The sequence below is a fragment of the Terrirhizobium terrae genome, assembly GCF_030323265.1.
Taxonomy (GTDB): Bacteria; Pseudomonadota; Alphaproteobacteria; order Rhizobiales; family Rhizobiaceae; genus Neorhizobium.
In genome coordinates this window covers 1,649,085-1,671,875 of the sequence record NZ_CP104992.1, presented here as the reverse complement: position 1 = coordinate 1,671,875, position 22,791 = coordinate 1,649,085, and the positions used below count along the sequence as shown (strand labels likewise).

19 protein-coding genes and 3 pseudogenes are annotated in these 22,791 nt (G+C 62.6%); 19 read left to right on the top strand and 3 right to left on the bottom strand.

Annotated features, from left to right (window positions below; all coding sequences use genetic code 11):
* Positions 1 to 569: 569 nt before the first annotated feature.
* The 9 genes and pseudogenes from N7E02_RS15855 to N7E02_RS15815 all read left to right on the top strand — a co-directional run bounded on the left by N7E02_RS15855 (position 570) and on the right by N7E02_RS15815 (position 9,929).
* Positions 570 to 899, top strand: a complete 330-nt coding sequence (locus N7E02_RS15855; RefSeq protein WP_286583105.1) for an STAS domain-containing protein — start codon at positions 570 to 572, stop codon at positions 897 to 899.
* Entirely contained in the window at positions 896 to 1,264 is a 369-nt protein-coding gene (locus tag N7E02_RS15850; protein ID WP_286583103.1) for a response regulator, read from the top strand. Before N7E02_RS15855 ends, N7E02_RS15850 begins: the two co-directional genes overlap by 4 nt.
* Positions 1,261 to 3,265: pseudogene (locus N7E02_RS15845) on the top strand (chemotaxis protein CheA). The gene N7E02_RS15850 and the pseudogene N7E02_RS15845 overlap by 4 nt, the downstream one beginning before the upstream one ends.
* Positions 3,262 to 3,768: a chemotaxis protein CheW gene (locus N7E02_RS15840; RefSeq protein WP_286583102.1), complete on the top strand. Its 507-nt coding sequence runs from the start codon at positions 3,262 to 3,264 to the stop codon at positions 3,766 to 3,768. Before N7E02_RS15845 ends, N7E02_RS15840 begins: the two are co-directional and overlap by 4 nt.
* A gap of 30 nt (positions 3,769 to 3,798) precedes the next feature.
* Positions 3,799 to 5,493, top strand: a complete 1,695-nt coding sequence (locus N7E02_RS15835) for a methyl-accepting chemotaxis protein (RefSeq protein ID WP_286583100.1) — start codon at positions 3,799 to 3,801, stop codon at positions 5,491 to 5,493.
* 181 nt (positions 5,494 to 5,674) lie between these two features.
* The gene (locus N7E02_RS15830; RefSeq protein ID WP_286583098.1) at positions 5,675 to 7,480 is read left to right on the top strand and encodes a methyl-accepting chemotaxis protein; all 1,806 of its coding nucleotides are present in this window, start codon (positions 5,675 to 5,677) and stop codon (positions 7,478 to 7,480) included.
* Positions 7,449 to 7,973: a chemotaxis protein CheW gene (locus N7E02_RS15825; RefSeq protein ID WP_286583862.1), complete on the top strand. Its 525-nt coding sequence runs from the start codon at positions 7,449 to 7,451 to the stop codon at positions 7,971 to 7,973. The genes N7E02_RS15830 and N7E02_RS15825 overlap by 32 nt, the downstream gene beginning before the upstream one ends.
* Positions 7,924 to 8,841 (top strand): CheR family methyltransferase, encoded by a 918-nt coding sequence (locus N7E02_RS15820; protein WP_374730700.1) that lies wholly within the window; start codon positions 7,924 to 7,926, stop codon positions 8,839 to 8,841. The genes N7E02_RS15825 and N7E02_RS15820 overlap by 50 nt, the downstream gene beginning before the upstream one ends.
* A gap of 8 nt (positions 8,842 to 8,849) precedes the next feature.
* Positions 8,850 to 9,929 (top strand): protein-glutamate methylesterase/protein-glutamine glutaminase, encoded by a 1,080-nt coding sequence (locus tag N7E02_RS15815; protein WP_286583093.1) that lies wholly within the window; start codon positions 8,850 to 8,852, stop codon positions 9,927 to 9,929.
* Between the two features lie 32 nt (positions 9,930 to 9,961).
* On the opposite strand, the gene N7E02_RS15810 is transcribed toward N7E02_RS15815, so the two are convergent.
* The 3 genes and pseudogenes from N7E02_RS15810 to N7E02_RS29755 form a co-directional block, all read right to left on the bottom strand.
* Positions 9,962 to 10,669, bottom strand: a complete 708-nt coding sequence (locus N7E02_RS15810; protein ID WP_286583091.1) for a GIN domain-containing protein — start codon at positions 10,667 to 10,669, stop codon at positions 9,962 to 9,964.
* Between the two features lie 30 nt (positions 10,670 to 10,699).
* Positions 10,700 to 11,272, bottom strand: coding sequence for a DUF1700 domain-containing protein (locus N7E02_RS15805; RefSeq protein WP_286583089.1), 573 nt, complete (start codon positions 11,270 to 11,272; stop codon positions 10,700 to 10,702).
* Positions 11,269 to 11,594: pseudogene (locus tag N7E02_RS29755) on the bottom strand (PadR family transcriptional regulator). The gene N7E02_RS15805 and the pseudogene N7E02_RS29755 overlap by 4 nt, the downstream one beginning before the upstream one ends.
* A 307-nt stretch (positions 11,595 to 11,901) precedes the next feature.
* On the opposite strand from N7E02_RS29755, the gene N7E02_RS15795 reads away from it, so the two are divergent.
* The 10 genes and pseudogenes from N7E02_RS15795 to scpA all read left to right on the top strand — a co-directional run bounded on the left by N7E02_RS15795 (position 11,902) and on the right by scpA (position 22,790).
* The gene (locus tag N7E02_RS15795) at positions 11,902 to 12,639 is read left to right on the top strand and encodes a ParA family protein (protein ID WP_286583082.1); all 738 of its coding nucleotides are present in this window, start codon (positions 11,902 to 11,904) and stop codon (positions 12,637 to 12,639) included.
* A gap of 156 nt (positions 12,640 to 12,795) precedes the next feature.
* Entirely contained in the window at positions 12,796 to 14,328 is a 1,533-nt protein-coding gene (locus N7E02_RS15790) for an acyl-CoA carboxylase subunit beta (RefSeq protein ID WP_286583080.1), read from the top strand.
* 134 nt (positions 14,329 to 14,462) lie between these two features.
* Positions 14,463 to 15,368: a glutathione-dependent disulfide-bond oxidoreductase gene (yghU, locus tag N7E02_RS15785; RefSeq protein WP_286583079.1), complete on the top strand. Its 906-nt coding sequence runs from the start codon at positions 14,463 to 14,465 to the stop codon at positions 15,366 to 15,368.
* Between the two features lie 13 nt (positions 15,369 to 15,381).
* The gene (locus N7E02_RS15780) at positions 15,382 to 15,759 is read left to right on the top strand and encodes a hypothetical protein (protein WP_286583077.1); all 378 of its coding nucleotides are present in this window, start codon (positions 15,382 to 15,384) and stop codon (positions 15,757 to 15,759) included.
* A gap of 39 nt (positions 15,760 to 15,798) precedes the next feature.
* Complete coding sequence (locus N7E02_RS15775; protein WP_286583074.1) at positions 15,799 to 16,035, top strand: DUF4160 domain-containing protein; 237 nt, start codon at positions 15,799 to 15,801, stop codon at positions 16,033 to 16,035.
* Positions 16,016 to 16,294, top strand: coding sequence for a DUF2442 domain-containing protein (locus tag N7E02_RS15770; RefSeq protein WP_286583072.1), 279 nt, complete (start codon positions 16,016 to 16,018; stop codon positions 16,292 to 16,294). Before N7E02_RS15775 ends, N7E02_RS15770 begins: the two co-directional genes overlap by 20 nt.
* Positions 16,295 to 16,324: 30 nt before the next feature.
* Positions 16,325 to 16,705 (top strand): hypothetical protein, encoded by a 381-nt coding sequence (locus N7E02_RS15765; protein ID WP_286583070.1) that lies wholly within the window; start codon positions 16,325 to 16,327, stop codon positions 16,703 to 16,705.
* 46 nt (positions 16,706 to 16,751) lie between these two features.
* On the top strand, positions 16,752 to 18,767 hold the full coding sequence (locus N7E02_RS15760) for an acetyl-CoA carboxylase biotin carboxylase subunit (RefSeq protein ID WP_353622892.1): 2,016 nt from the start codon (positions 16,752 to 16,754) through the stop codon (positions 18,765 to 18,767).
* 298 nt (positions 18,768 to 19,065) lie between these two features.
* Positions 19,066 to 19,734 carry a DUF2161 domain-containing phosphodiesterase gene (locus N7E02_RS15745; protein ID WP_286583067.1) on the top strand — a complete coding sequence of 223 codons (669 nt, stop codon included), beginning with the start codon at positions 19,066 to 19,068 and terminating at the stop codon, positions 19,732 to 19,734.
* A gap of 880 nt (positions 19,735 to 20,614) precedes the next feature.
* Positions 20,615 to 22,790 (top strand): annotated as a pseudogene (gene scpA / locus N7E02_RS15740) (methylmalonyl-CoA mutase).
* The last annotated feature ends 1 nt before the right edge of the window (position 22,791 follow it).

The following is a 22,791-nucleotide window of genomic DNA, read 5'->3' as shown; positions in this document are numbered from 1 at the left end:
TCGAGCGAACCGGTGAGCTGGTCGAGCGAGGTGATCAGTCTGTTGAGAACGTCGAGAATGGAGAGCAGCGCCGCGCCCCTTCAAGGAAGCGCTCCTCAATCCGGGAGCGGGCGATCTCCATCCTGGCGACGAGATCGGCGCCATGGGCTACCCGATTGATCGGAGCCGAAGAAAACTCGGTCGTGTTCAACAATACTGCTGCGACTGCCACGCGCATCACCCTTCATGACTGCCGTCGACTCTTTAAGGCCCGATCGGCAGAGACTTCACCCTGTTCATCCTGGGACAGCTCTCCGCCTTTTCGTCGCCGGCTAAGAGAGCTTGGCGATCGGCGAGGCACGGGCTGTCTTCGCATGGCGGCAATCTGCGGGAGCGAGGGTTAACCGGGCTGAAACGCGGCGGCGGATTCGGCGCGCGTGGTTAATTTTCGGCAGATATGAACAGGGTCCAAACGCCGCTTATTACTAATCCTGCACGAAAACTCACTGGAGCGGATTAAGGCCCCGTTAAGCATGAAGGCGCAACTTTGGCAGGCCATTTCAGCATATTCGAAGATGTTTGGAGCACGTATGAATACTTCCGGTCGAAGCGAGGCGAGCCTCTCGCTGCCCGCCAACCTGACCGTTCGGGCGATTACGTCTGCACGCGAAGATCTGCTGACATTCATGGACGCACACGAGGCCGCCACGATCATGCTGGCGGACGATGTGCAGGTCGACATCAGCTTCATCCAGATGATCGAGGCGGCAAGGATCCATGCCGGGACCGCCGGCAAGAGCATCGCGCTTTCGCAGCCGGCTAACGGCGCGCTGCTCGAAACGCTGCGTCGCAGCGGCTTCCTGGAAGGCATGTCGGCCGAAGACGCGAAATTCTGGCTTCATCAAGGGGTAAATCAATGAGCGCCACCATCCTCACCGTCGACGATTCGGCGAGTATCCGACTGACGACGAGGGTCGCGCTGACCAATGCCGGCTACCAGGTAACCGAGGCCGTCGATGGCCTCGACGGCCTTGCCAAGCTCAATGCAGGACAGTTCGATCTCATCGTCACAGACCTCAACATGCCGAACATGGATGGCCTGACGATGATCCGCGAGCTGCGCAAGCTGCCGGCCCATATGGGCGTTCCGGTCATCTTCCTCACCACGGAATCCGACGCCGAGCTGAAGGCCGAGGCAAAGGCTGCCGGCGCGACCGGCTGGCTGACCAAGCCGTTCGATCCCGAGAGCCTCGTGAAGATCACCAGGAAGGTCCTCGGCAAATGAGCTTTCCTGATCCTATCGCGGTATTCAGGACAGAAGCGGCCGAGCTTCTGGAACAGATCGAGGCAGGTCTTCTCGATCTCAATGTGAATCTCGGCGACAAGGATCAGGTCGACGCGGTCTTCCGCGGCCTCCATACGCTGAAGGGCTCCGGCGCCATGTTCGGCTTCGAGGCGCTCGCTGCCTTTACCCACCATTGCGAAACCGCCTTCGACCGCGTCCGCAAGGGTGAGGTTCCCGCCACTCACGCATTGGTCACCGCCGTCCTCGGCGCCAGGGACCATATGCGGGCACTGGTTGAAACGCCCATGGGCGACCACGAGGCGATGAGCGAGACGCTGCTCGACAACCTGCGCCGCGCCGTGGACGGCGCCGATAGCGGCGATGCGGTTGATCCCGCGGCAAGTCCCGCCCAGACGCTCTACAAGATCCGTTTCAGCCTGCCGCAGAACGCGATGGCAAACGGCACCAATCCACTGCCGCTGCTCGACGAGCTGCGCGATCTCGGCACCTGCCGCATCGTCGCCGACCGTTCGAAGATCCCCTCGCTCGGCGAACTTGCCCCGACCGATCTCCATATCGCCTGGGATGTCGAACTTCTGACCGACCAGCCGCGCTCGGCCATCGACGACGTCTTCATCTTCATCATGGACGATATGGAGCTTGTGGTCGAGGAGATCGCAGCACCGGTTCAGCCGGAAGCGCCGGCAACCAGGATCGAAGCCTCTGCCCCGACCGTTGAAGCCACGGCTTCTCCGTCCGTCGCCGCTCCAGCAGCCATTGCCTCATCCGCAACGAACGCCCCGGCCGACGCAAAATCGGCAAAAACCGCCGAAAATGTCCGCGTTCCGGCGGAACGGCTCGACGAACTGATGGACCGTGTCGGCGAACTCGTGATTGCCCAGTCGCGGCTGTCGCAGCTTGCGGGCGGCAGCGGCGATCTTCAGCTGCGTGCCGTCTCGGAAGACGTCGAGCGCCTGTCGGGCGAGCTGCGCGATACGATGATGGTCCTGCGCATGGTGCCGGTCACCCAGCTGTTCGGCCGCTTCCGCCGACTGGTACACGATCTCGCCAACGAGACCGGCAAGCGGATCGAGCTCGTCACCGAGGGTGAAACGACGGAAGTCGACAAGAGCGTCATCGAACGGCTGGCCGATCCGATGGTTCACCTTGTGCGCAACTCCTGCGACCACGGGCTGGAGACGGCGGAAGAACGCCGCGCCGCCGGCAAGCCGGAAGCGGGCCGGATCCATCTTTCCGCCCGACAGCAGGCCGGCGAGGTGATCATCACCATCAAGGACGACGGCCGCGGCATCAACAAGGACCGCGTCCGCGCCAAGGCCGAGATCCTCCGGCCTGATCGCAGCGAACGCGAGCCTGACCGACCAGGAACTCTACCAGCTGATCTTCCAGCCGGGCTTCTCGACGGCACAGGCTGTCACCAACCTGTCCGGCCGCGGCGTCGGCATGGACGTCGTCAAGCGCACGATCGATGCGCTGCGCGGCACGATCAATGTCGTAAGCCACCCGGGCGAAGGTTCGGAAATCTCGCTCGCCATCCCGCTCACGCTCGCCATTATCGACGGCCTGCTCGTGCGGGTCGGCAACGCCCGCTACGTCATTCCGCTGTCGGCGGTCGAGGAATGCCTCGAGCTTTCGGTCGAGGAAGACATGCGCTCGCGCGGCCGCAGCTTCATCTCGCTGCGCGACGGCCTCGTGCCCTTCCTGCGCCTGCGCGATCTCTTCCGCACCGGCACCAAGCCCGATCAGTTCCAGAAGGTGGTCGTCATCTCGACCGGCGCCGAGCGCGTCGGCCTCGTCGTCGACCAGATCATCGGCGACCACCAGACGGTGATCAAGGGCATGTCGAAGCTTCACCATGACGTCGCGATGTTTTCCGGCGCCACCATTCTCGGCGACGGCGGCGTCGCCCTCATCCTCGACGTCGGCCATCTCGTCGCCGAGGGGCAACAGCAGGAGGCGCATCTGCGCGCAGCCGGATGAACCAGACAGCCAGAAACCTCTCCGAAGACCTGTGGAACGGCCGCGACGAGCTGGAGGTGCTGACCTTCGAGATCGCCGGCGAGACCTTCGCGCTGGAAGCCTTCATCGTTCAGGAAATCCTCGATCTCCTGCCGGAAACCAATGTTCCGGGCGCGAAAGCCTTTGTCGGCAGCGTCATCAATTTCCGCGGCAAGGTCATTCCGCTCGCCGACATTCGCCTCGCTTTCGGCATGGAGGCGACGCGCCCGACCATCGACAGCCGCATCATCGTCATCGAAATCGAGATCGGCGACGAACCGGTGCTCGCCGGCATCCGTACCGACAAGGTGCATGAGGTTACGACGCTCTCGCGTTCGACAAGCGAACCGCCACCGAGCGTCGGCATGCGATGGCGCCCCGATTTCATCGACTGCCTGGTCAAGCGCGGAAGCGAATTCATCATCCTTCCGAACCTCCAGGTCATCTTTTCAGCTCAACACGATCGTTCCGCCACGGCGGCCTAATGTCAGTCCCACTCTGACGGAGACAAACACATGCGTGCGTCCATCAAGCTCAAGCTCGCTTCCGCCTTCGGCTTCATCATCGTGATGCTGATGGTTACCGCCGGCTACGGTGTCTACAGCCTCGGCAATCTCAACGACACGCTGGAAAACGTGCTGCAGGGACCGGCCACCCGCCTCAAGCTGACCCAGGCGCTGAGCAACGAACAGCTGCAGCAGATCCGCCAGCAGAAGAACCTGCTGCTCGCCTCGGGCACCGAGGAGATGAAGACCTATATCGGCCGCGGCGACAATGCGCGCGCCGATTTCGACAACACGTTCAAGCAGATCCAAGACCGCGCTACCGAGCAGGGCATGGCTTACTGGAACAAGCTTTCCGGCTTTACCGCTGAGTTCCGCAAGCAGGACGACCAGATCCGCGCCCTGATGCTCGCCGGCGACACGATCGGCGCCAACCGGATTTCCGCCAACGAGGCACGCGCCGTCACAAACGAGATCGACGCGCTGCTGGCGGAAGTGGTCAAGCTTGAAGAAGGCCGCCTTCTGGCAGCCGACGAACAGGCCGATGCCGACTACGTCCAGACCCGCCTGGTGATGATCTCGGTCGCGGCTGTGGCCCTGCTCGTCGCCGTTCTCGCCGCCTTCTGGATCGCGATGAGCATCAACAAGGGTCTGCGCAATGCCGTCGGCGCCGTGCAGAATGTGGCCGAGGGCGATCTCACCCGCTTTGCAACGATCACCAGCAAGGACGAAATCGGCGACCTGCTCGGTTACGTCAACACCATGATCGAGCGCCTGCGCGGCGTCGTCGGCGACGCGCTGTCGGCTTCCGACAATGTCTCCTCGGGCAGCCAGGAACTGTCGGCCAGCTCCGAACAGCTCTCCCAGGGCGCGACCGAACAGGCCTCTTCGGCCGAAGAGGCCTCCGCCTCGATGGAAGAGATGGCCGCCAACATCAAGCAGAACGCCGACAACGCCGCCCAGACGGAAAAGATTGCCCGCCAGTCGTCGCGTGATGCGGAAATTTCCGGCCAGGCCGTCAACCGCGCCGTCGGCGCCATGCGCACGATTGCCGAGAAAATCTCGATCGTCCAGGAAATCGCCCGCCAGACCGATCTGCTCGCACTGAACGCCGCCGTCGAGGCAGCGCGCGCCGGCGAACATGGCAAGGGCTTTGCCGTCGTCGCTTCGGAAGTGCGCAAGCTCGCCGAACGCTCGCAGGCTGCCGCTGCCGAAATCAGCTCGCTTTCGGGTGAGACGGTGCAGGTCGCGACCGAAGCCGGCGAAATGCTGAACCGCCTCGTTCCGGACATCCAGAAGACCGCCGAACTGGTTTCGGAAATCTCCGCCGCCTGCCGCGAGCAGGATATCGGTGCAGCCCAGATCAACGAAGCGATCCAGCAGCTCGACAAGGTCACCCAGCAGAATGCCGGCGCCTCGGAAGAAATGTCAGCCACCTCGGAAGAGCTTGCCTCGCAGGCTGAGGAACTGCAGGCCTCGATCGCCTTCTTCCGCGTCGAGCAGTCAGGCGCCAAGGCTCCGGCGGCCCGGATGAGCGCACCTGCACCGCGCGCCTCCGCAAAGCCCGCTCAGCGCGCGACGGCTCCCGCCTCCCGCCCTGCTGCCCACGCCGTTCACAGCCAGCAGGCCCGCGCCAAGGGCTTTGCGCTCGACATGTCGATGGGCGGCCCCGACGCCGACGACGATCATTTCCGCGAAAGCGCCTGACAAATATTCCCCGGCCCTCTCGAGGGCCGGGTTTCCCATCCAGGGTCCACGGTGACCCGGCTTTTCCGGCCGCATGACGCGGGCGGATCACCTCAAGCGCAAGAGTGAATGCATCAGTCTTCGCACAGGAGCCTCCTCCCAGGGCTCTCGTTTTACGAAGTTGTTTTCAAAGGACACGTTGATGCGGTTCACCATCAAACTGAAACTGGCTCTCGCCTTCGGGCTCATCATTCTCATGCTTGTGGGAACCGCGGGCTATGCCATGCTCAGCCTCGGGAACCTCAACGACAATCTCGAAGGTGTTCTCGAAGGACCGGCGGCCCGGCTCGAGATGGCGCAGGAACTGGACATCCAGCAGCTCCAGCAGATCCGCCAGCAGAAGAACCTGCTGAATGCCGACAGCTCCTCCGAAGCGCAGGCATATATCACCGCCGCTGACGAAGCCCGGAAGTATTTCGACGACACCATGCAGCAGGGCATCGACAAATCGACTGAGCAGAGCAGGCCGATCTGGGAAAAGCTGGCGAAATTATCCGGCGACTTCCGCCGCGAGGACGACCGCGTACGCGCCGCGATCGCGGTCGGCGACACCGCAACGGCCTTGCGCATTTCCGACAATGAAGCACGCGGCATTGCCGGGTCGATGGACGACCTGTTCAAGCAGCTGATCGCCTACGAAAAGACCCATCTGGAACAGGCAAGCGTCACCGCCCACGACGTCTATGAACATACCCGCCTGGTGATGATCTCCTTTGCCGCAGCCGCCCTGGTGATCGCTGCCGGCGCCGCCACCTGGATCGCGCTCGGCATCAGCCGCGGCCTCAACAAGGTGATGGTCGTTGCAGAAGCGGTTTCGATCGGCGACCTCAACCAGACGGTCGAGATCAAGTCGAACGACGAGATCAGGGACCTCGTCACCAAGGTCAACGTCATGACCGCCAACCTGCGAAACACCGCGAGCATTGCCGACCAGATTTCCAACGGCAACCTGACCGTGACGCCGAAGCCGCTGTCGGATCGCGACACGCTCGGCATTGCGCTGGAAAGCATGGTCGAGCGCCTGCGCGGCGTCGTGGCCGACGCGCTGTCGGCCTCCGACAACGTCTCCTCGGGCAGCCAGGAACTGTCGGCCGGCTCCGAGCAGCTGTCGGAAGGTGCCACCGAACAGGCCGCCGCCGCCGAGGAGGCGTCCGCCTCGATGGAAGAGATGGCCGCCAACATCAAGCAGAACGCCGACAACGCCGCCCAGACGGAAAAGATCGCCCGCCAGTCTTCGAAGGATGCGGAAGCTTCCGGCCAGGCCGTTGCCCAGGCGGTCGCCGCCATGCGCACGATCGCGGAGAAGATCTCGATCGTGCAGGAAATCGCCCGCCAGACCGATCTTCTCGCGCTGAACGCCGCCGTCGAGGCCGCCCGTGCAGGCGAGCACGGCAAGGGTTTTGCCGTCGTCGCTTCGGAAGTGCGCAAGCTTGCCGAACGCTCACAGGCGGCCGCAGCCGAGATCAGCGCCCTCTCCGGCACCACGGTGCAGACGGCGACCCAGGCCGGCGAGATGCTGAACAAGCTGGTGCCTGACATCCAGAAGACCGCCGAGCTGGTCTCGGAAATCTCCGCCGCCTGCCGCGAGCAGGATATCGGTGCCGCCCAGATCAACGAGGCGATCCAGCAGCTCGACAAGGTGATCCAGCAGAATGCCGGCGCGTCCGAGGAAATGTCCTCGACCTCCGAGGAACTCGCCGCCCAGGCGGAAGAGCTGCAGGCCTCGATCGCCTTCTTCCGTGTCGAGCGCAAGGCGGTCGTCGCTTCTCATAACGCACCGGCCGCGCGTCCTGCCCAGGCAGCAGCACGGCCGCAGGCGCCGGCTCGGGCACGCCCATCGCAGGATCAGTCCATCGCCCAGCAACAGGCCCGCGCCAAGGGTTTTGCACTGGACATGTCGATGGGTGGTCCAGACCGTGACGACGACGACTTCAGGGAAAGCGCTTGAACCATGGCTTCATCATCCGAGATCCCAGTTCGTCACCTTCAGCCTCGGCGAGGAGCTCTTCGCCGTGCCGGTCGAGGTGGTGCGTGAAATCCTCGATCACGAGGATGCCTTCAGGATCCCGCACGGGCCGGACTATCTGCTCGGCCTGCGCGACGTGCGCGGCCAGGGCGTGCCGATCATCGATCTAAGGATCCGGCTCGGCATGAGCCCGACCGCCAGGACGCCGCATACGCGCATGCTCGTCCTCGACGTGCCGATCGCCGACAAGGTGCTGGCGCTCGGCCTCGTCGCCGACCGGGTCTACGAGGTCGTTCCGTTCGCCAAGGCGCAGATCGAGAGCGCGCCGGATATCGGCATCCGCTGGCGGTCCGACTATATCGCCGGCGTCGTGCGCCGGGATGGCGGCTTCGTCGTCATCATCGACCTCGCCCGCCTCTTCTCCGATGCCGGACCGGCGCTTGCCGGCGTCGCGCCCTCGGCGCAGGTGGCATGACGGCAGCATCGTGAGCATAGCAGCAAAAACCCAGCCGCTGGATGACCGGCTCAGCAAGCGCAATTTCGATGCGCTGGCGAAATTCATCTACAGCTATAGCGGCATCAAGATGCCACTGAACAAGGCCACCATGCTCGAAGGCCGGCTGCGCCGCCGGCTGCGCGTCACCGGCATTTCCTCCTTCGACGCCTATTGCGACTACCTGTTCAATCACGGCGGGATCGAAAGCGAAACGATCTACCTCATCGACGTCGTCACCACCAACAAGACCGACTTCTTCCGCGAGCCGAAGCATTTCGACTACATGCAGACGCACGCCCTGCCGGAAATCGTCCAGAATTTCTCCGAACGCCGCCTGCGCGTCTGGAGCTCTGCCTGCTCGACGGGTGCCGAACCTTATACGCTCGCCATGGTGCTGTCGGATTACATGAAGGCGCAGGCGCCAGACCGGGACTATTTCGTTCTTGCGACCGATCTGTCGACCGACGTTCTGCAGAAGGCGCAGAAAGGCATCTATGCCTCCGATCTGATGGCGCCGGTTCCGCCCGACGTGCTGCGCCGTTACGTCATGCAGCCGGCCAACAAGCACCGCGGTGAAATGCGGATCACCCCCAGGCTGCGCCAGAAGGTGGGCTTTGCCCGGCTCAACCTCATGGATGCGAGCTACCCGGTCGGCGATCCGATGCACATCATCTTCTGCCGCAATGTGCTGATCTATTTCGACAAACCGACCCAGTTGCAGGTTCTGTCGAGGCTCTGCGACTGCCTGATGCCGGGCGGTTACCTGTTCATCGGCCATTCGGAAACGGTGACCGGCTTCAACCTGCCGATCAAGCAGGTGGCCAACACGGTGTTCAAGCGGGTTTAGACTGAGACATGGGCGAGAAAATCCGGGTGCTGATCATCGATGATTCCGCCAGCGTCAGGCAGACGCTTTCGGCCGTGCTGTCGGAAGATCCCGATATCGAGATCATGGGCGTCGCCAACGACCCGTTCATGGCAGCGCGCAAGATCCGCGACGAGATACCCGACGTCATCACGCTCGATGTGGAAATGCCGCAGATGGACGGCATCACCTTCCTGCGCAAGCTGATGGCCCAGCATCCGATCCCGGTCGTGATGTGCTCGTCGCTCACCGAAACCGGCTCCGAAACGCTGATGCAGGCGCTGGAGGCGGGCGCCGTCGACATCATCCTGAAGCCGCGGATCGGGGCTGCCGATCATCTCGCCGAACATGCCGAGCAGATCCGCACCGCCGTCAAGGGCGCCGCCCGCGCTCGCGTCTCGAAGCTGCGTGCCGGACGGCTGACCGAGCGCGTCCAGGGCAAGCTGACGGCCGACGCCGTGCTGCCCCCGCCAAGGGTCGGTGCGATGGCGAAGACGACGGAAATGGTCGTCTGCGTCGGCGCGTCCACCGGCGGCACCGAGGCCCTGCGCGAACTGCTCGAAGCGCTTCCGGCCAATTCGCCAGGCATGGTCATCGTCCAGCATATGCCGGAAAAATTCACAGCCGCCTTCGCCAACCGCCTGAACGGGCTTTGCGAGGTCGAGGTCAAGGAAGCGCAGGACGGCGATCCGGTGCTGCGCGGCCATGTGCTGATCGCGCCGGGCGACAAACACATGCTGCTCGAACGCAAGGGCGCCCGTTACGAAGTCTCGGTCCGGTCGGGCCCGCTGGTCAGCCGGCACCGGCCGTCCGTCGATGTCCTGTTCCGCTCCGCCGCCCGCTCGGCCGGCGCCAATGCAATGGGCGTGATCATGACCGGCATGGGTGACGACGGCGCCCGCGGCATGAACGAAATGCATCAGGCGGGCGCCTTCACGGTGGCCCAGGACGAGGCAAGCTCGGTCGTCTTCGGCATGCCCAAGGAAGCCATCGCCCACGGCGGCGTCGACCGCGTCGTGCCGCTCGACCAGATCGCGCGCGAGATCCTGGCGGCGGACCGGCGGCGGTAACGGCGGGAAAAACTTAGGTATCGCCCGTCGGCTCACGGCATTTGCTTGATACTGCCGCTGCCCTTGACCTGCGAGCGCCGCATCGCGGGATTGCCGAACAATGCGACATCACCGCTTCCCGAGATCGAAACGTCGGCATCGATCTGAGCGGTCAGCGTGGCGTCACCGCTGCCGCGAATGTCCACCTTTACAGATTTTGCGATGAGATCGTCCAGCTGCGCCTCGCCGGAGCCGGAGATGCTGAGATCCACCGTGTCGACCGATCCCGTGGCTTTCACATCGCCACTGCCTTTGATGATCACCTGGAGTTTTGGCTGGCTGATTTGCGAGAGCGTAAGATCGCCGCTGCCGCGTATCTCCCATCGGGCGATCGGCGGGCCTGAAAGCGTGATCTCGAGCCGCGAGGCAAACCAGCCGGGATCGCAATCCAGGTTCAGTTCGCCGGCTTCGAACCTGACATGATCGAGAAGTGCTGAATCTCCTCTGACAACGGCCTCCGCCCTGGCGCCCGGTTGATACTGGACCGAAGCCGGCAGCCGGATCGCCAGACTGTCGCTTGCTGCAAAGGGCAGAGTGATCTCGTTTCGCGTCGAGGCCGCCTGGGTGCAGGTCGATTGCCCCACACCCCACAAACGCGCCGTATCGGTCCAGCTCGACCCGGCGAGCGCCGTTCCGAGCATCAGGAAAACAGCCGAGCCGATCAGGCCCGTCGTCGCAACAAATGCCAATTTCCGGGTCATTTCGATACCTCCGAGAAATATATCGAATTCTCATGCGCCGTGCCGGTCCGGCTGGGCCACACGGAAATGCAAGCGGGCATAGTGGCCGAACATACGGATGCCGGCGCTCACTCCCATCAGAAGCAGCGCGCCGCCTCCGACAAAGCCGCTCAGAAGTCCGGCGCCGATGAACAGCCGCGCCAGAAGGTCCGTCAGGGCTCCGTCTGGATCGAAGAACAGCGCCATGAACAGGATTTTCAACCCGACAGCGCCAATCGCCACCAACACGATGCCGAGAGCCACGGCCAGCACGATCGCCACGATCAGCAATGGCAGAAACAGCATGAGATCGACGATCGCCAGCCCTGCCAGCGCCATGGTCGCGGCGATCAGATTGGACAGGCTCCAATGGGTTTCGAAACGTCGCAGCCCTATGTCGGCGCGCAGTTCCCGCGCAATCCTCGCCGGGTCTCCCAAAGCCGCAGCAACCTCCGCCTCGCTGCGGCCATCCGCATTGGATTCGGCGAAATGGGCCGCGTAGTCGGCCATGATCTCCTCGACCTCATCGGGCGGAAGACCGGCAAGCCCCTGTTTGAGCCTGCGCATGAATGCATCCCTGCTCATCCTATATCCTTCAGAAGGGTATCGACGGCGGTGGCAAAGGAGCGCCAGTCGCTGCGATGTGCTTCGAACACCGTCTGGCCAAGCGGCGTCAGCCGGTAATATTTGCGGGGCGGTCCGCTGCTCGATTCGACAAGACGGGTGGCCACGAGACCGTCATTCTGCATGCGACGCATCAGCGGGTAGATCGTGCCTTCGCCCATTCCGACGGCCGCGACCAGAGTGCTGGCGATTTCATAACCGTAGCTCTCCCCCGCGACAGCACCGCCAGGACACAGAGATCGAGAGCGCCTTTTCTCAACTGAACTTGTATCGAGTCGGCCATCCAATTTCCCACATTTATAGACTATATATAACATGCTACCTGTTATTGCAAGGTAGTGGATCGAAACGGCGAAAAATTGCTTGGCTTCCGATGGGCTGCATCAATGCTCCCGGCCTCGAGAGAGCCGCTTTCATGAAAATTTCAACGCTGAGCGCGGCAGACATGCTCTCTGAACGAAGCTGAAGCGAGGACGGGCTTCGCCACCTTTTTCACCCACCATTAACCATATCCGCCGACAATGGAGCGGCGCATCATGAGGGTGCGGTCGGAGCCATCTAAGGCTCGCAGTCGAACAGGTACCCTCCGTATGCCCGTCATCACTTTCGCCAATACCAAGGGCGGCGCCGGCAAGACGACGGCCGTGCTGCTGCTCGCCACCGAGCTTGCGCAGCAGGGCTATCGCGTGACCGTGCTCGACGCCGATCCGCAGCGCTGGATTTCCCGCTGGCATATGATCTCGCCGGCCGTGCCGCGGCTGAACGTCATTTCCTACGTGACCCAGTCCTCGATCGACCGGCATATCAACAATAACCGCTATACGACCGACTATTTCATCGTCGACCTTCCCGGCGCCCAGAGCCCTCTGCTCGCCAAGGCGATCGGCCTGTCCGACCATGTGCTGATCCCGATCCAGGGCTGCGCCATGGATGCCCAGGGCGGCGCCAACGTTCTGGAACTGCTACGCTTCCTCGATGAGAAGGGTGGCATCAAGGTGCCCCATTCCGTCGTGCTGACCCGCGTCAATTCGATGGTCACCACCCGTGCGCTCTTAACGGTGAAAATGCTGCTTCTGGAACGCGGCGTCGAGGTGCTCGGCACTCCGATCATCGAGCGCGCGGCCTTCCGCGACATCTTCGATCTCGGCGGCACGCTGCACATGATGGACGAGACCCGCGTCAGCAATCTCGACAAAGCCCGGCAGAATGCCAGTGCCTTCGCGCTGGAAATGCTGCGCCACGTACCGCTTACGGGCACGATGCCGATCTCGGCATCCGGTTCCACAGCATCGGCACCGGCGCCGGCAAAGACTTGGCGCGCCGCCTGATCCCATCCATCGTCTGACACATAGCGCAGCCCCTCCGCCCGTTTCCCGTTGGCGGTAGGGCTGCTTTTTTATCACCTGCTGACATACATACCTTCGCCAGGCAGTTGCGCGATGCCGACAAGGCATTACAACAGAAGCGCAATCCGGGGAGGAAGCATGCGCCAGATCCTGAACGAGGTGGAGAAACGCCGCGCGGAAGCACGGCTGGGCGGCGGCACCAGACGCATCGATGCGCAACATGCCAAGGGCAAGCTCACCGCCCGCGAGCGGATCGAGGTCCTGCTCGACGAAGGCTCGTTCGAAGAGTTCGACATGTATGTCACCCACCGCGCGGTGGATTTCGACATGGCCGACAACAAGGTCGCGGGTGACGGCGTGGTGACCGGCTGGGGCACGATCAACGGCCGCCAGGTCTATGTCTTCTCCCAGGATTTCACCGTGCTCGGCGGCTCGCTTTCAGAGACCCATGCGCAAAAAATCTGCAAGATCATGGACATGGCGGTAAAGGTCGGAGCTCCCGTCATCGGCCTCAACGATTCCGGCGGCGCCCGCATCCAGGAAGGCGTCGCCTCGCTTGCCGGTTATGCCGAGGTGTTTCGCCGCAATGCCGAGGCCTCCGGCGTCATCCCGCAGATTTCCGTCATCATGGGCCCTTGCGCAGGCGGCGCCGTCTATTCGCCGGCCATGACCGACTTCATCTTCATGGTGCGCGACACATCCTACATGTTCGTCACCGGCCCGGACGTGGTGAAGACCGTCACCAACGAGATCGTCACGGCGGAAGAACTCGGCGGCGCGCGTACCCATACACAAAAATCCTCCGTCGCCGATGCCGCCTTCGAAAACGACATCGAGGCGCTGGAGGCGGTGCGACAGCTGTTCGATTTCCTGCCGCTCAACAATCGCGACAAGGTGCCGAGCCGGCCGTTCCATGACGATCCCGCCCGCGTCGAGGACAAGCTCGACACGCTGATCCCCGACAGCGCGACCAAGCCCTATGACATGAAGGAGCTGATCGCGGCGATCGCCGACGAGGGCGATTTCTTCGAGATCCAGGAAGCCTTCGCCAGAAACATCATCACCGGCTATATCCGCATCGAGGGCCAGACCGTCGGCGTCGTCGCCAACCAGCCGATGGTGCTCGCCGGCTGCCTCGATATCGATTCGTCACGCAAGGCCGCCCGTTTCGTCCGCTTCTGCGATGCCTTCTCGATCCCGATCCTGACGCTTGTCGACGTCCCGGGCTTCCTGCCCGGCACCGCGCAGGAATATGGCGGCGTCATCAAGCACGGCGCCAAGCTGCTCTTCGCCTATTCCGAAGCGACCGTGCCGATGGTGACGCTGATCACGCGAAAAGCCTATGGCGGCGCCTATGACGTGATGGCATCGAAACATATCGGCGCCGACATCAACTATGCCTGGCCGACGGCCGAGATCGCCGTCATGGGGGCCAAGGGAGCGACCGAAATCCTCTACCGCTCGGAGCTTGGCGATGCCGAAAAGATCGCCGCGCGGACGAAGGAATACGAGGAGCGTTTCGCCAATCCCTTCGTCGCCGCCGAGCGCGGCTTCATCGACGAGGTGATCATGCCCCACTCTTCGCGCCGCCGCATTGCACGGGCGTTTGCCTCCCTGAAGAACAAGCAGGTGACGACCCACTGGAAGAAGCACGATACGATACCGTTGTAATAATCTTCTCCCAAAGCTGTAATCTTTGTGAAATTCGTCTGTAGCAGCCGCCCGTCGGTTTCCTATATTCGTCTGACGCGCGCCGCCTCCTGGCGCATGCCTTTCCATGACGCGTTGAGCAAGGACACGATTTCATGACCGACAAATCCCCCGCCGACAATTTTCCTGCAGGCTACGAACCGGGCAAGACGTGGACCTGGGACAAGGGCAATGGCGGCGAATTCGCCAGCATCAACCGACCGATCGCCGGTCCGACCCATGACAAGGAATTGCCAGTCGGCAAGCATCCGCTGCAGCTCTATTCACTCGGCACTCCGAACGGCGTGAAGGTGACGATCATGCTGGAAGAGCTGCTCGCGGCAGGCCATTCCGGCGCGGAATACGACGCATGGCTGATCAATATCGGCCAGGGCGACCAGTTCGGCTCCGGCTTCGTCGGCGTCAACCCGAATTCGAAGATCCCGGCGCTTCTGGACCATGCGCCCAAGGATGGGGCTAAGCCGCTGCGGGTCTTCGAATCCGCCTCGATCCTCATTTATCTGGCGGAAAAGTTCGGCGCCTTCCTGCCGACCGAGCTGCGTGCCCGCACCGAAGCGATGAACTGGCTGTTCTGGCAGATGGGCTCGGCCCCGTTCCTCGGCGGTGGCTTCGGCCATTTCTATGCCTATGCGCCGATGAAGATCAAATATGCGATCGACCGCTATGCGATGGAAACGAAGCGCCAGCTCGACGTGCTCGACCGGCATCTCGCCGACAACCAGTTCATGGCCGGCAAGGAATACACCGTCGCCGACATGGCGATCTGGCCCTGGTACGGCAATCTTGCCATGGGCCAGGCCTATGGTGATGCCGGTGACTTCCTCGAAGTTCAGGGCTACAAGAACCTGCAGCGCTGGACGGCGGAAATCTTCGCTCGCCCGGCGGTGAAGCGCGGCCGCATGGTCAACCGCACATCGGGAGATCCGTCCGAGCAGTTGCGCGAGCGGCATGATGCCTCCGATTTCGACACCAAGACGGCCGACAAGGTCGCAACAGCCTAAGGATTAAGAGAGAATGGCCAACCTGCCTGATATGACCAAACACCGCGGCTTTCCGGGCGGCATGCCAGGCACGGGCATCCAGTTCACTATCCGTCGCGCCAACCCGAAAGGCGTGACCCCGCTGAAACCCCTGCCGCGCAAGGCGCGGCCGGGCACCAAGGAACACCGCATCGACGCGGCCTTCCTGCATGCACTCTGGCACCATTTCGGCACCGAACCCTTCGAGCGCGGCAATCTCGATGCCGCGCGGCTCAGCCTGCTGTTCGGCCGCGAAGTACTCCCCGCCGACAAGGATTTCGATCCGCTCTCCTATGAGGCCATGCTGATCATCAACGAGAAGGTGGCGCGGCAGAATTTTCCCGAGAGCTTCGACGATATTTTCGAGGTGTGATAGTGTCGACGCGGCCCGGAGGGATGATCGAGGTGAAGAGTGCCGAAAGTCTTCGAATGGAAAGGCTGGCGTTTCGAATTCTACAGCCTCGATCGCTCCGAGCCTCCGCACATCCATGCCCGCAAGGATCGCAAGGAAACCAAGATCTGGCTCGAGCAATTGGCGATCGCCCGCAACAAGCGATGCACGGAAAAGGAGCTCAATGAGCTTCTCGACGTTGTGAAGGCTCATCGGCAGGAATTTCTGGAGAAATGGCATGAGCACTTTGGAAATTGACGATGACCTGCTCGAGCCGATTGCTGCTCACTGCACCGACGTGTCTCTTGTGGTCGAGCTTGCAGATGGGGCAACTCTGACGACCCCGCTCTGGTGGTATCCGCCTCTGCTCGCCGCAACGCCGGAACAGCGCAACAGGATCGAACTGTCACCATATGGCGTGCATTGGCCCGATCTCGACGAAGACCTCAGTATCGAGGGAATGCTCAAGGGATTGAAATATCCCGGTGCCGTCCCTCCGGCCGAAGCCGCAGAGTGAACCAAGCGGATGCGCGGCCTTTCCCTTCCCATGATCAAGCTGCCTGACCCCGAAGGCTGGCTGAAGCGCCGGGCAGGCCGGCAGCGCGCCCGATCCGCCTTCCTGCACAATTCCCGCAAGCCGAGAATGACGCCGGAGGAGGCGCGCCGCGACCACTCTCAGATGCTGCGCTTTCTCGGCCTCCATGCCGCGGTCGGGGCACTGATCGGCACCGCCGTCGGCCTTTCGCTGATCGTGCTCGATATCGGCGGCCTCGGTCGGCTTTTTGCGCGTGCCTCGAACCCCGCTGTGCCGCTCATCCTGGTGATCGTGCCTTTCGCCTCGCTGTTCGGCGGAGCAGCCACGGCAACGGCAATCCTCACGCTGCCCTATGACAGAAAATATCGCGACGAAGACGAAGACCAGCCCTAAAAACGAGCGCTGAGACAAAGACAGAGCCCCATGGGAGGGAGCCCGCATGTTCAAGAAAATCCTGATCGCCAACCGTGGTGAAATCGCCTGCCGCGTCATCAAGACGGCAGCCAAGATGGGCATCGCCACGGTCGCAGTCTATTCGGATGCCGATGCGAATGCGCTGCATGTGAAGATGGCCGACGAGGCCGTGCATATCGGCCCGGCGCCGTCCAACCAGTCCTATATCGTCATCGACAATATTCTCGAAGCCATCGCCAAGACCGGCGCCGATGCCGTCCATCCGGGCTATGGCTTCCTGTCGGAAAACGCAGTCTTTGCCGCAGCGCTCGAAAAAGCCGGCGTCGCCTTTATCGGCCCGCCGGTAAAAGCGATCGAGGCGATGGGCGACAAGATCACCTCCAAGAAGATCGCGGCGCAAGCCGGCGTCTCCACCGTGCCCGGCCATATGGACCTGATCGAGGATGCCGACGAGGCGGTGAAGATCGCGTCGGCGATCGGCTATCCCGTCATGATCAAGGCATCCGCCGGCGGCGGCGGCAAGGGTATGCGGATCGCCTGGAACGATCAGGAAGCCCGCGAAGGCTTCCAGTCATCCAAGAACGAGGCGAAGGCCTCCTTCGGCGACGACCGCATATTCATCGAGAAATTCGTCACCCAGCCGCGCCATATCGAGATCCAAGTGCTCGGCGACCAGCACGGCACGACGCTCTATCTAGGCGAGCGCGAATGCTCGATCCAGCGTCGAAACCAGAAGGTCATCGAGGAGGCTCCTTCATCCTTCCTTGACGAGGCCACCCGCAAGGCGATGGGCGAACAGGCCGTGGCTCTCGCAAAAGCCGTCGGCTATTTCTCCGCCGGTACGGTGGAATTCATCGTCGATGGCGACCGGAATTTCTATTTTCTCGAGATGAACACCCGGCTTCAGGTGGAGCATCCGGTCACCGAACTCATCACCGGCGTCGATCTCGTCGAGCAGATGATCCGCGTCGCCGCCGGCGAAAAGCTGTCCTTCGGCCAGGACGACGTGACGCTGACCGGCTGGGCGATCGAAAGCCGGCTTTATGCGGAAGATCCCTATCGCAACTTCCTGCCTTCGATCGGCAGGCTCACCCGCTATCGCCCGCCGGTGGAAGGCCTGCAGGAGAGCGGTGCCATCCTGCGCAACGATACCGGCGTCTTCGAGGGCGGCGAGATCTCGATGTATTACGATCCGATGATCGCCAAACTCTGCTCGTGGGCCGAGGACCGCACGGCCGCGATCGATGCGATGGGCGAGGCGCTGGATGCCTTTGAGGTGGAAGGCATCGGCCATAACCTGCCCTTCCTGTCGGCCGTGATGGCGCAGGAGCGTTTTTGCTCGGGCAAGCTGACCACCGCCTATATCGCCGAGGAATTCCCCGAGGGCTTTGCCGGCGTCACGCCGGATGCCGCCGATGCCCGCAAACTTGCGGCGATCGCCGTGCTGATCAACCAGTCGCTGGAAGAGCGCACCACCTGGATTTCCGGCACGCTGTCCAGGCGCCGCCGCACCGTCGGCAAGGAATGGATCGCCACGCTTTCCGCCGCCGGCTCATCGTTCGAGGAGGATATCACCGTCGGCACGGCTGGTGATGGCGACTTCGTCCGTTTTGCCGATGGCGAGAAGATCACGGTCGCCAGCGGCTGGCTTCCGGGCCAGCGTTTGGCCGAATTCCATGTCGGTGCAGATGCCATGATGGTCAAGGTCGATCGCATCGGATCGGCGATCCGGCTGCGCTGGCGCGGCATGGACGTGACCGCCCGGGTACGCTCGCCGCGCATCGCCGAGCTCGCAAGGCTTATGCCGGTCAAGCTTCCGCCCGATACGTCGAAAATGCTGCTCTGCCCCATGCCCGGCGTCGTTACCGCGATTTCGGTGAAGGCAGGCGAGCGTGTCGAGGCCGGCCAGACGCTCGCCACGGTGGAGGCGATGAAGATGGAAAACGTGCTGAAGGCCGAGCGCCACGGCGTCGTCAAGCGCGTCTCGGCCGAAGCGGGCCAGAGCCTTGCGGTGGACGAACTGATCCTGGAGTTCGAATAGGTAGAAAAGGCGATTTGCTCGGCCGCGTGATCATGTGGAAGCACTGGTTGAAAGAACAAGGTTCTCGAATGCAGGATAGCGACGGTGAGGCTATCGTCTTCTCCCCGTCGGGGAGAAGTGCCGGAGCGCCAGCGAGGCGGTGAGGGGGCCACGCGGCAGAATTCTAGCCATAGGCTCCCCTCATCCGACCCTTCGGGCCACCTTCTCCCCGATGGGGAGAAGAGGAGCAGCCCACTCATCACCTCACGAACAAAAGAATCATGCTATCCGTCCCGCCGATCACCGCCTCGGACCCAGCATGGAAACCTCGCTCTATCTCCCCGTCAAACAGTTCCTCGAAGCCGCTGGCTATTCGGTCAAGGGCGAGATCGGCGGCTGCGATATGCTGGGCTTAAGCGACGGCGACCCGACCGTGATGGTCGTCTGCGAGCTGAAGCTCACCTTCAATCTGGAACTGATCCTGCAGGCGGTCGATCGGGCCACGGCAGCCGACGAGGTCTGGATCGCCGCCCGTGTCTCGGCCAGGGGCCGGGGCCGCGAGGCCGACAAGCGCTACCGCGACCTCTGCCGCCGTCTCGGCATCGGCATGCTCGGCGTTTCGGATACGGGCGAGGTCAGCATCCTCGTCAGCTCCGTCTCGCCAATGCCGCGCACCAATCCGAAGCGGCGTACCCGGCTGATCAGGGAACACCGCAAGCGCCAGGGCGATCCGGCGCTCGGCGGTTCGACCAAGGTGCCGATCATGACCGCCTATCGCCAGCAGGCGCTGGCTTGCGCTGCGGCACTCGTCGACGGCCCCTTGAGGCCGCGGGACTTGAAGGCGATTACGCCAAAGGCCGGCCAGATGCTGCGCGACAATTACTATGGCTGGTTCGAGAAGATCGACAAGGGCGTCTATGGGTTGAGCGAGGTCGGCGCGAAAGCGGTGGAAATGTTGGCGCCGGCAAGTCCGGACGACACTGCCTAGTGCTCCTCGTTGCCGATCCCTCACCAACAAAATCTAAGACTTAGCCTTTGGCTAAGTCTTAGATTTTGTAACCTCTCCCGCCAAGGGAAAGGTAAAGCGCCGAGGGCGCGGCATTGTTATCTCTCCCCTTGCGGGAGAGAAAGCGATTTCAAGATCTTAGCCGCAGGCTAAGTCTTAGAAATCGCAAGAGAGGGGCTCAATGCCGGGGGACGATCTTGCCCCTCTCCTGAAAAATCTAGCACTTAGCTTGTCAGCTAAGATGCTGATTTTTCTTCCTCTCCCGCAGGGGAGAGGCAGGCCCGCACAAAATCTCACCCCACTTCATCCACGCTCCTTTTCCCCATGCCTACAATCTCCCCGTCCCGTCGCGGATACACCGGAAGGCGTTCCGGCGAGGCGGGGCCGGCATCGGTGATGAAGGGACGACGTGAACCTTCCTCATCGGGGTCCGTGAGAAAATGGTTGCCCTCCGACGACCGGGAGGCGCGGGATGAAAGTCGGACCGACATCCCGCATCACTTCCCTTATGGCGCGTCGGGCGTGCCTGTGAGGCATTAGAGGGTGGCGGGATGGCGCCATGGGGCGTTCGCGAACATTCTCGGATGTTCGGAAACCGTGGCGCAGGTGGATGACGTGGCTCAAGGTCGTCATGGCCCGGGCCGGGTTCCGTAAAAGGGCGTGCATGACACTCGCGAATGAGACACGCCCCCGTGCCCACTGTCCCGTCCACCGCAGAGCAACCGGAGTTCACGGATAAAAACTGCCGAACGGGGCGCTGAGAGGTGTCACTTTAAACTAACTTTACGAGGCAGCTTTCAGCGCCGCGTCCGCGTTCTATATTCATCAGCACGGCGTCGATGACGCGCGTGAACGAAACCGCATGATCAGGAGGAAATCGGTGTCGGACAAAAGCTCTAAGGCCAATAGACAGGACTGGGAAACGCTTGCGGAAAAGGAACTGAAAGCCTCGCCCGAAACGCTGACCTGGCAGACGGCCGAGGGCATCGACATCAAGCCGCTCTATACGGCCGAGGATCTCCAGGGCATCGACCATCTCGACACGATGCCGGGCCTGAAACCCTTCGTCCGCGGGCCGCGCGCCACCATGTATGCCGGCCGACCGTGGACGATCCGCCAATATGCGGGCTTTTCGACCGCGCAGGAGAGCAACGCCTTCTATCGCCGCAATCTCGCTGCCGGCCAGAAGGGCCTGTCCGTCGCCTTCGACCTCGCCACCCATCGCGGTTACGATTCCGATCATCCCCGCGTCGAGGGCGATGTCGGCAAGGCGGGCGTGGCGATCGACAGTGTCGAGGACATGAAGATCCTGTTCGACGGCATTCCGCTGAAGGACATGTCGGTCTCCATGACGATGAACGGCGCGGTCATCCCGATCCTCGCCTCCTTCATCGTTGCCGGCGAGGAGCAGGGCTGTTCGAAGGCCGAGCTTTCCGGGACCATCCAGAACGACATCCTCAAGGAGTTCATGGTCCGCAACACCTATATCTACCCGCCGGAACCCTCGATGCGGATCGTTGCCGACATCATCGAATATACGGCAAAGGAGATGCCGCGCTTCAACTCCATCTCGATCTCCGGCTATCACATGCAGGAGGCCGGCGCGACGCTGGTGCAGGAGCTCGCCTTCACGCTCGCCGATGGCCGCGAATATGTTCGCGCGGCGCTCGCCAAGGGGCTGAATGTCGACGACTTCGCCGGCCGGCTCTCGTTCTTCTTTGCCATCGGCATGAATTTCTTCATGGAGGCGGCAAAGCTGCGCGCCGCCCGCCTGCTCTGGTCGAAGATCATGGAGGAATTCGAGCCGAAGAAACCCGGTTCGCTGATGCTCAGAACCCATTGCCAGACATCCGGCGTCTCCCTGCAGGAACAGGACCCCTACAATAACGTCATCCGCACCGCCTATGAGGCGCTGTCGGCCGTGCTCGGCGGCACCCAGTCGCTGCATACCAATGCGCTGGACGAAGCGATGGCGCTGCCGACGGATTTTTCGGCCCGCATTGCCCGCAATACCCAGCTCATCCTGCAGCACGAGACCGGCGTCACAAAGGTCGTTGATCCGCTCGCCGGCTCCTATTATGTCGAGAGCCTGACGAACGAGCTGGCGGAAAAGGCCTGGGCGCTGATCGAGGAGGTCGAGGCGCTGGGCGGCATGACCAAGGCGGTGGCCGACGGTCTGCCCAAGCGGCTGATCGAGGAGGCGGCTACGCTGCGCCAGGCCAAGGTCGACCGCTCGGAGGAAATCATCGTCGGCGTCAACAAGTACCGGCTCGAGAACGAGGACGATATCGACATTCTCGCCATCGACAATTCCGCCGTCCGCAAGGCCCAGATCGGGCGGCTGGAAGAAGTGCGCCGCCAGCGCGATCCGAAACGCGTCGAGGAAACGCTTGCCGCCCTGTCCGAAGTCGCAAAATCCGGCACCGGCAACCTGCTGGAAGCCGCCGTCGAGGCCGCCCGTGCCCGTGCCACCGTCGGCGAGATTTCCGATGCAATGCGCCAGTCCTTCGGCGACCATGCCGCCGTGCCTGAAGTGGTCGGCGACATCTATGGCCCGGCCTATGCGGACGACCCGGAATACCGGACGATCGTAAGCCGGCTATCGGATTACGGCAAATCCTCCGGCAAGGGCAGGCCAAAGATCCTCGTCGCCAAGTTAGGACAGGACGGGCATGACCGCGGCGCCAAGGTGATCGCCTCCGCCTTCGGCGATATCGGCTTCGAGGTTCTTGCCGGTCCGCTGTTCCAGACGCCGGAGGAGGCAGCCGATTTGGCGGCCGAGAAAAAGGTGCAGGTGGTCGGCATGTCGTCGCTCGCCGCCGGGCACCGCACGCTTGCGCCGCAACTGGTCGAGGCGCTGAAGGCAAAGGAGCGAAGGACGTGATCGTCGTGGTCGGCGGCGTCATCCCCCGGCAGGATTACGACTACCTCCTGGAAAACGGCGTCGCAGCCGTCTTCGGCCCCGGCACCAATGTGCTCGACGCGGCGAATGCGATCATCGATCTGCTGGAGGAAAGCGGCGGAATATTCTCGCCTGAA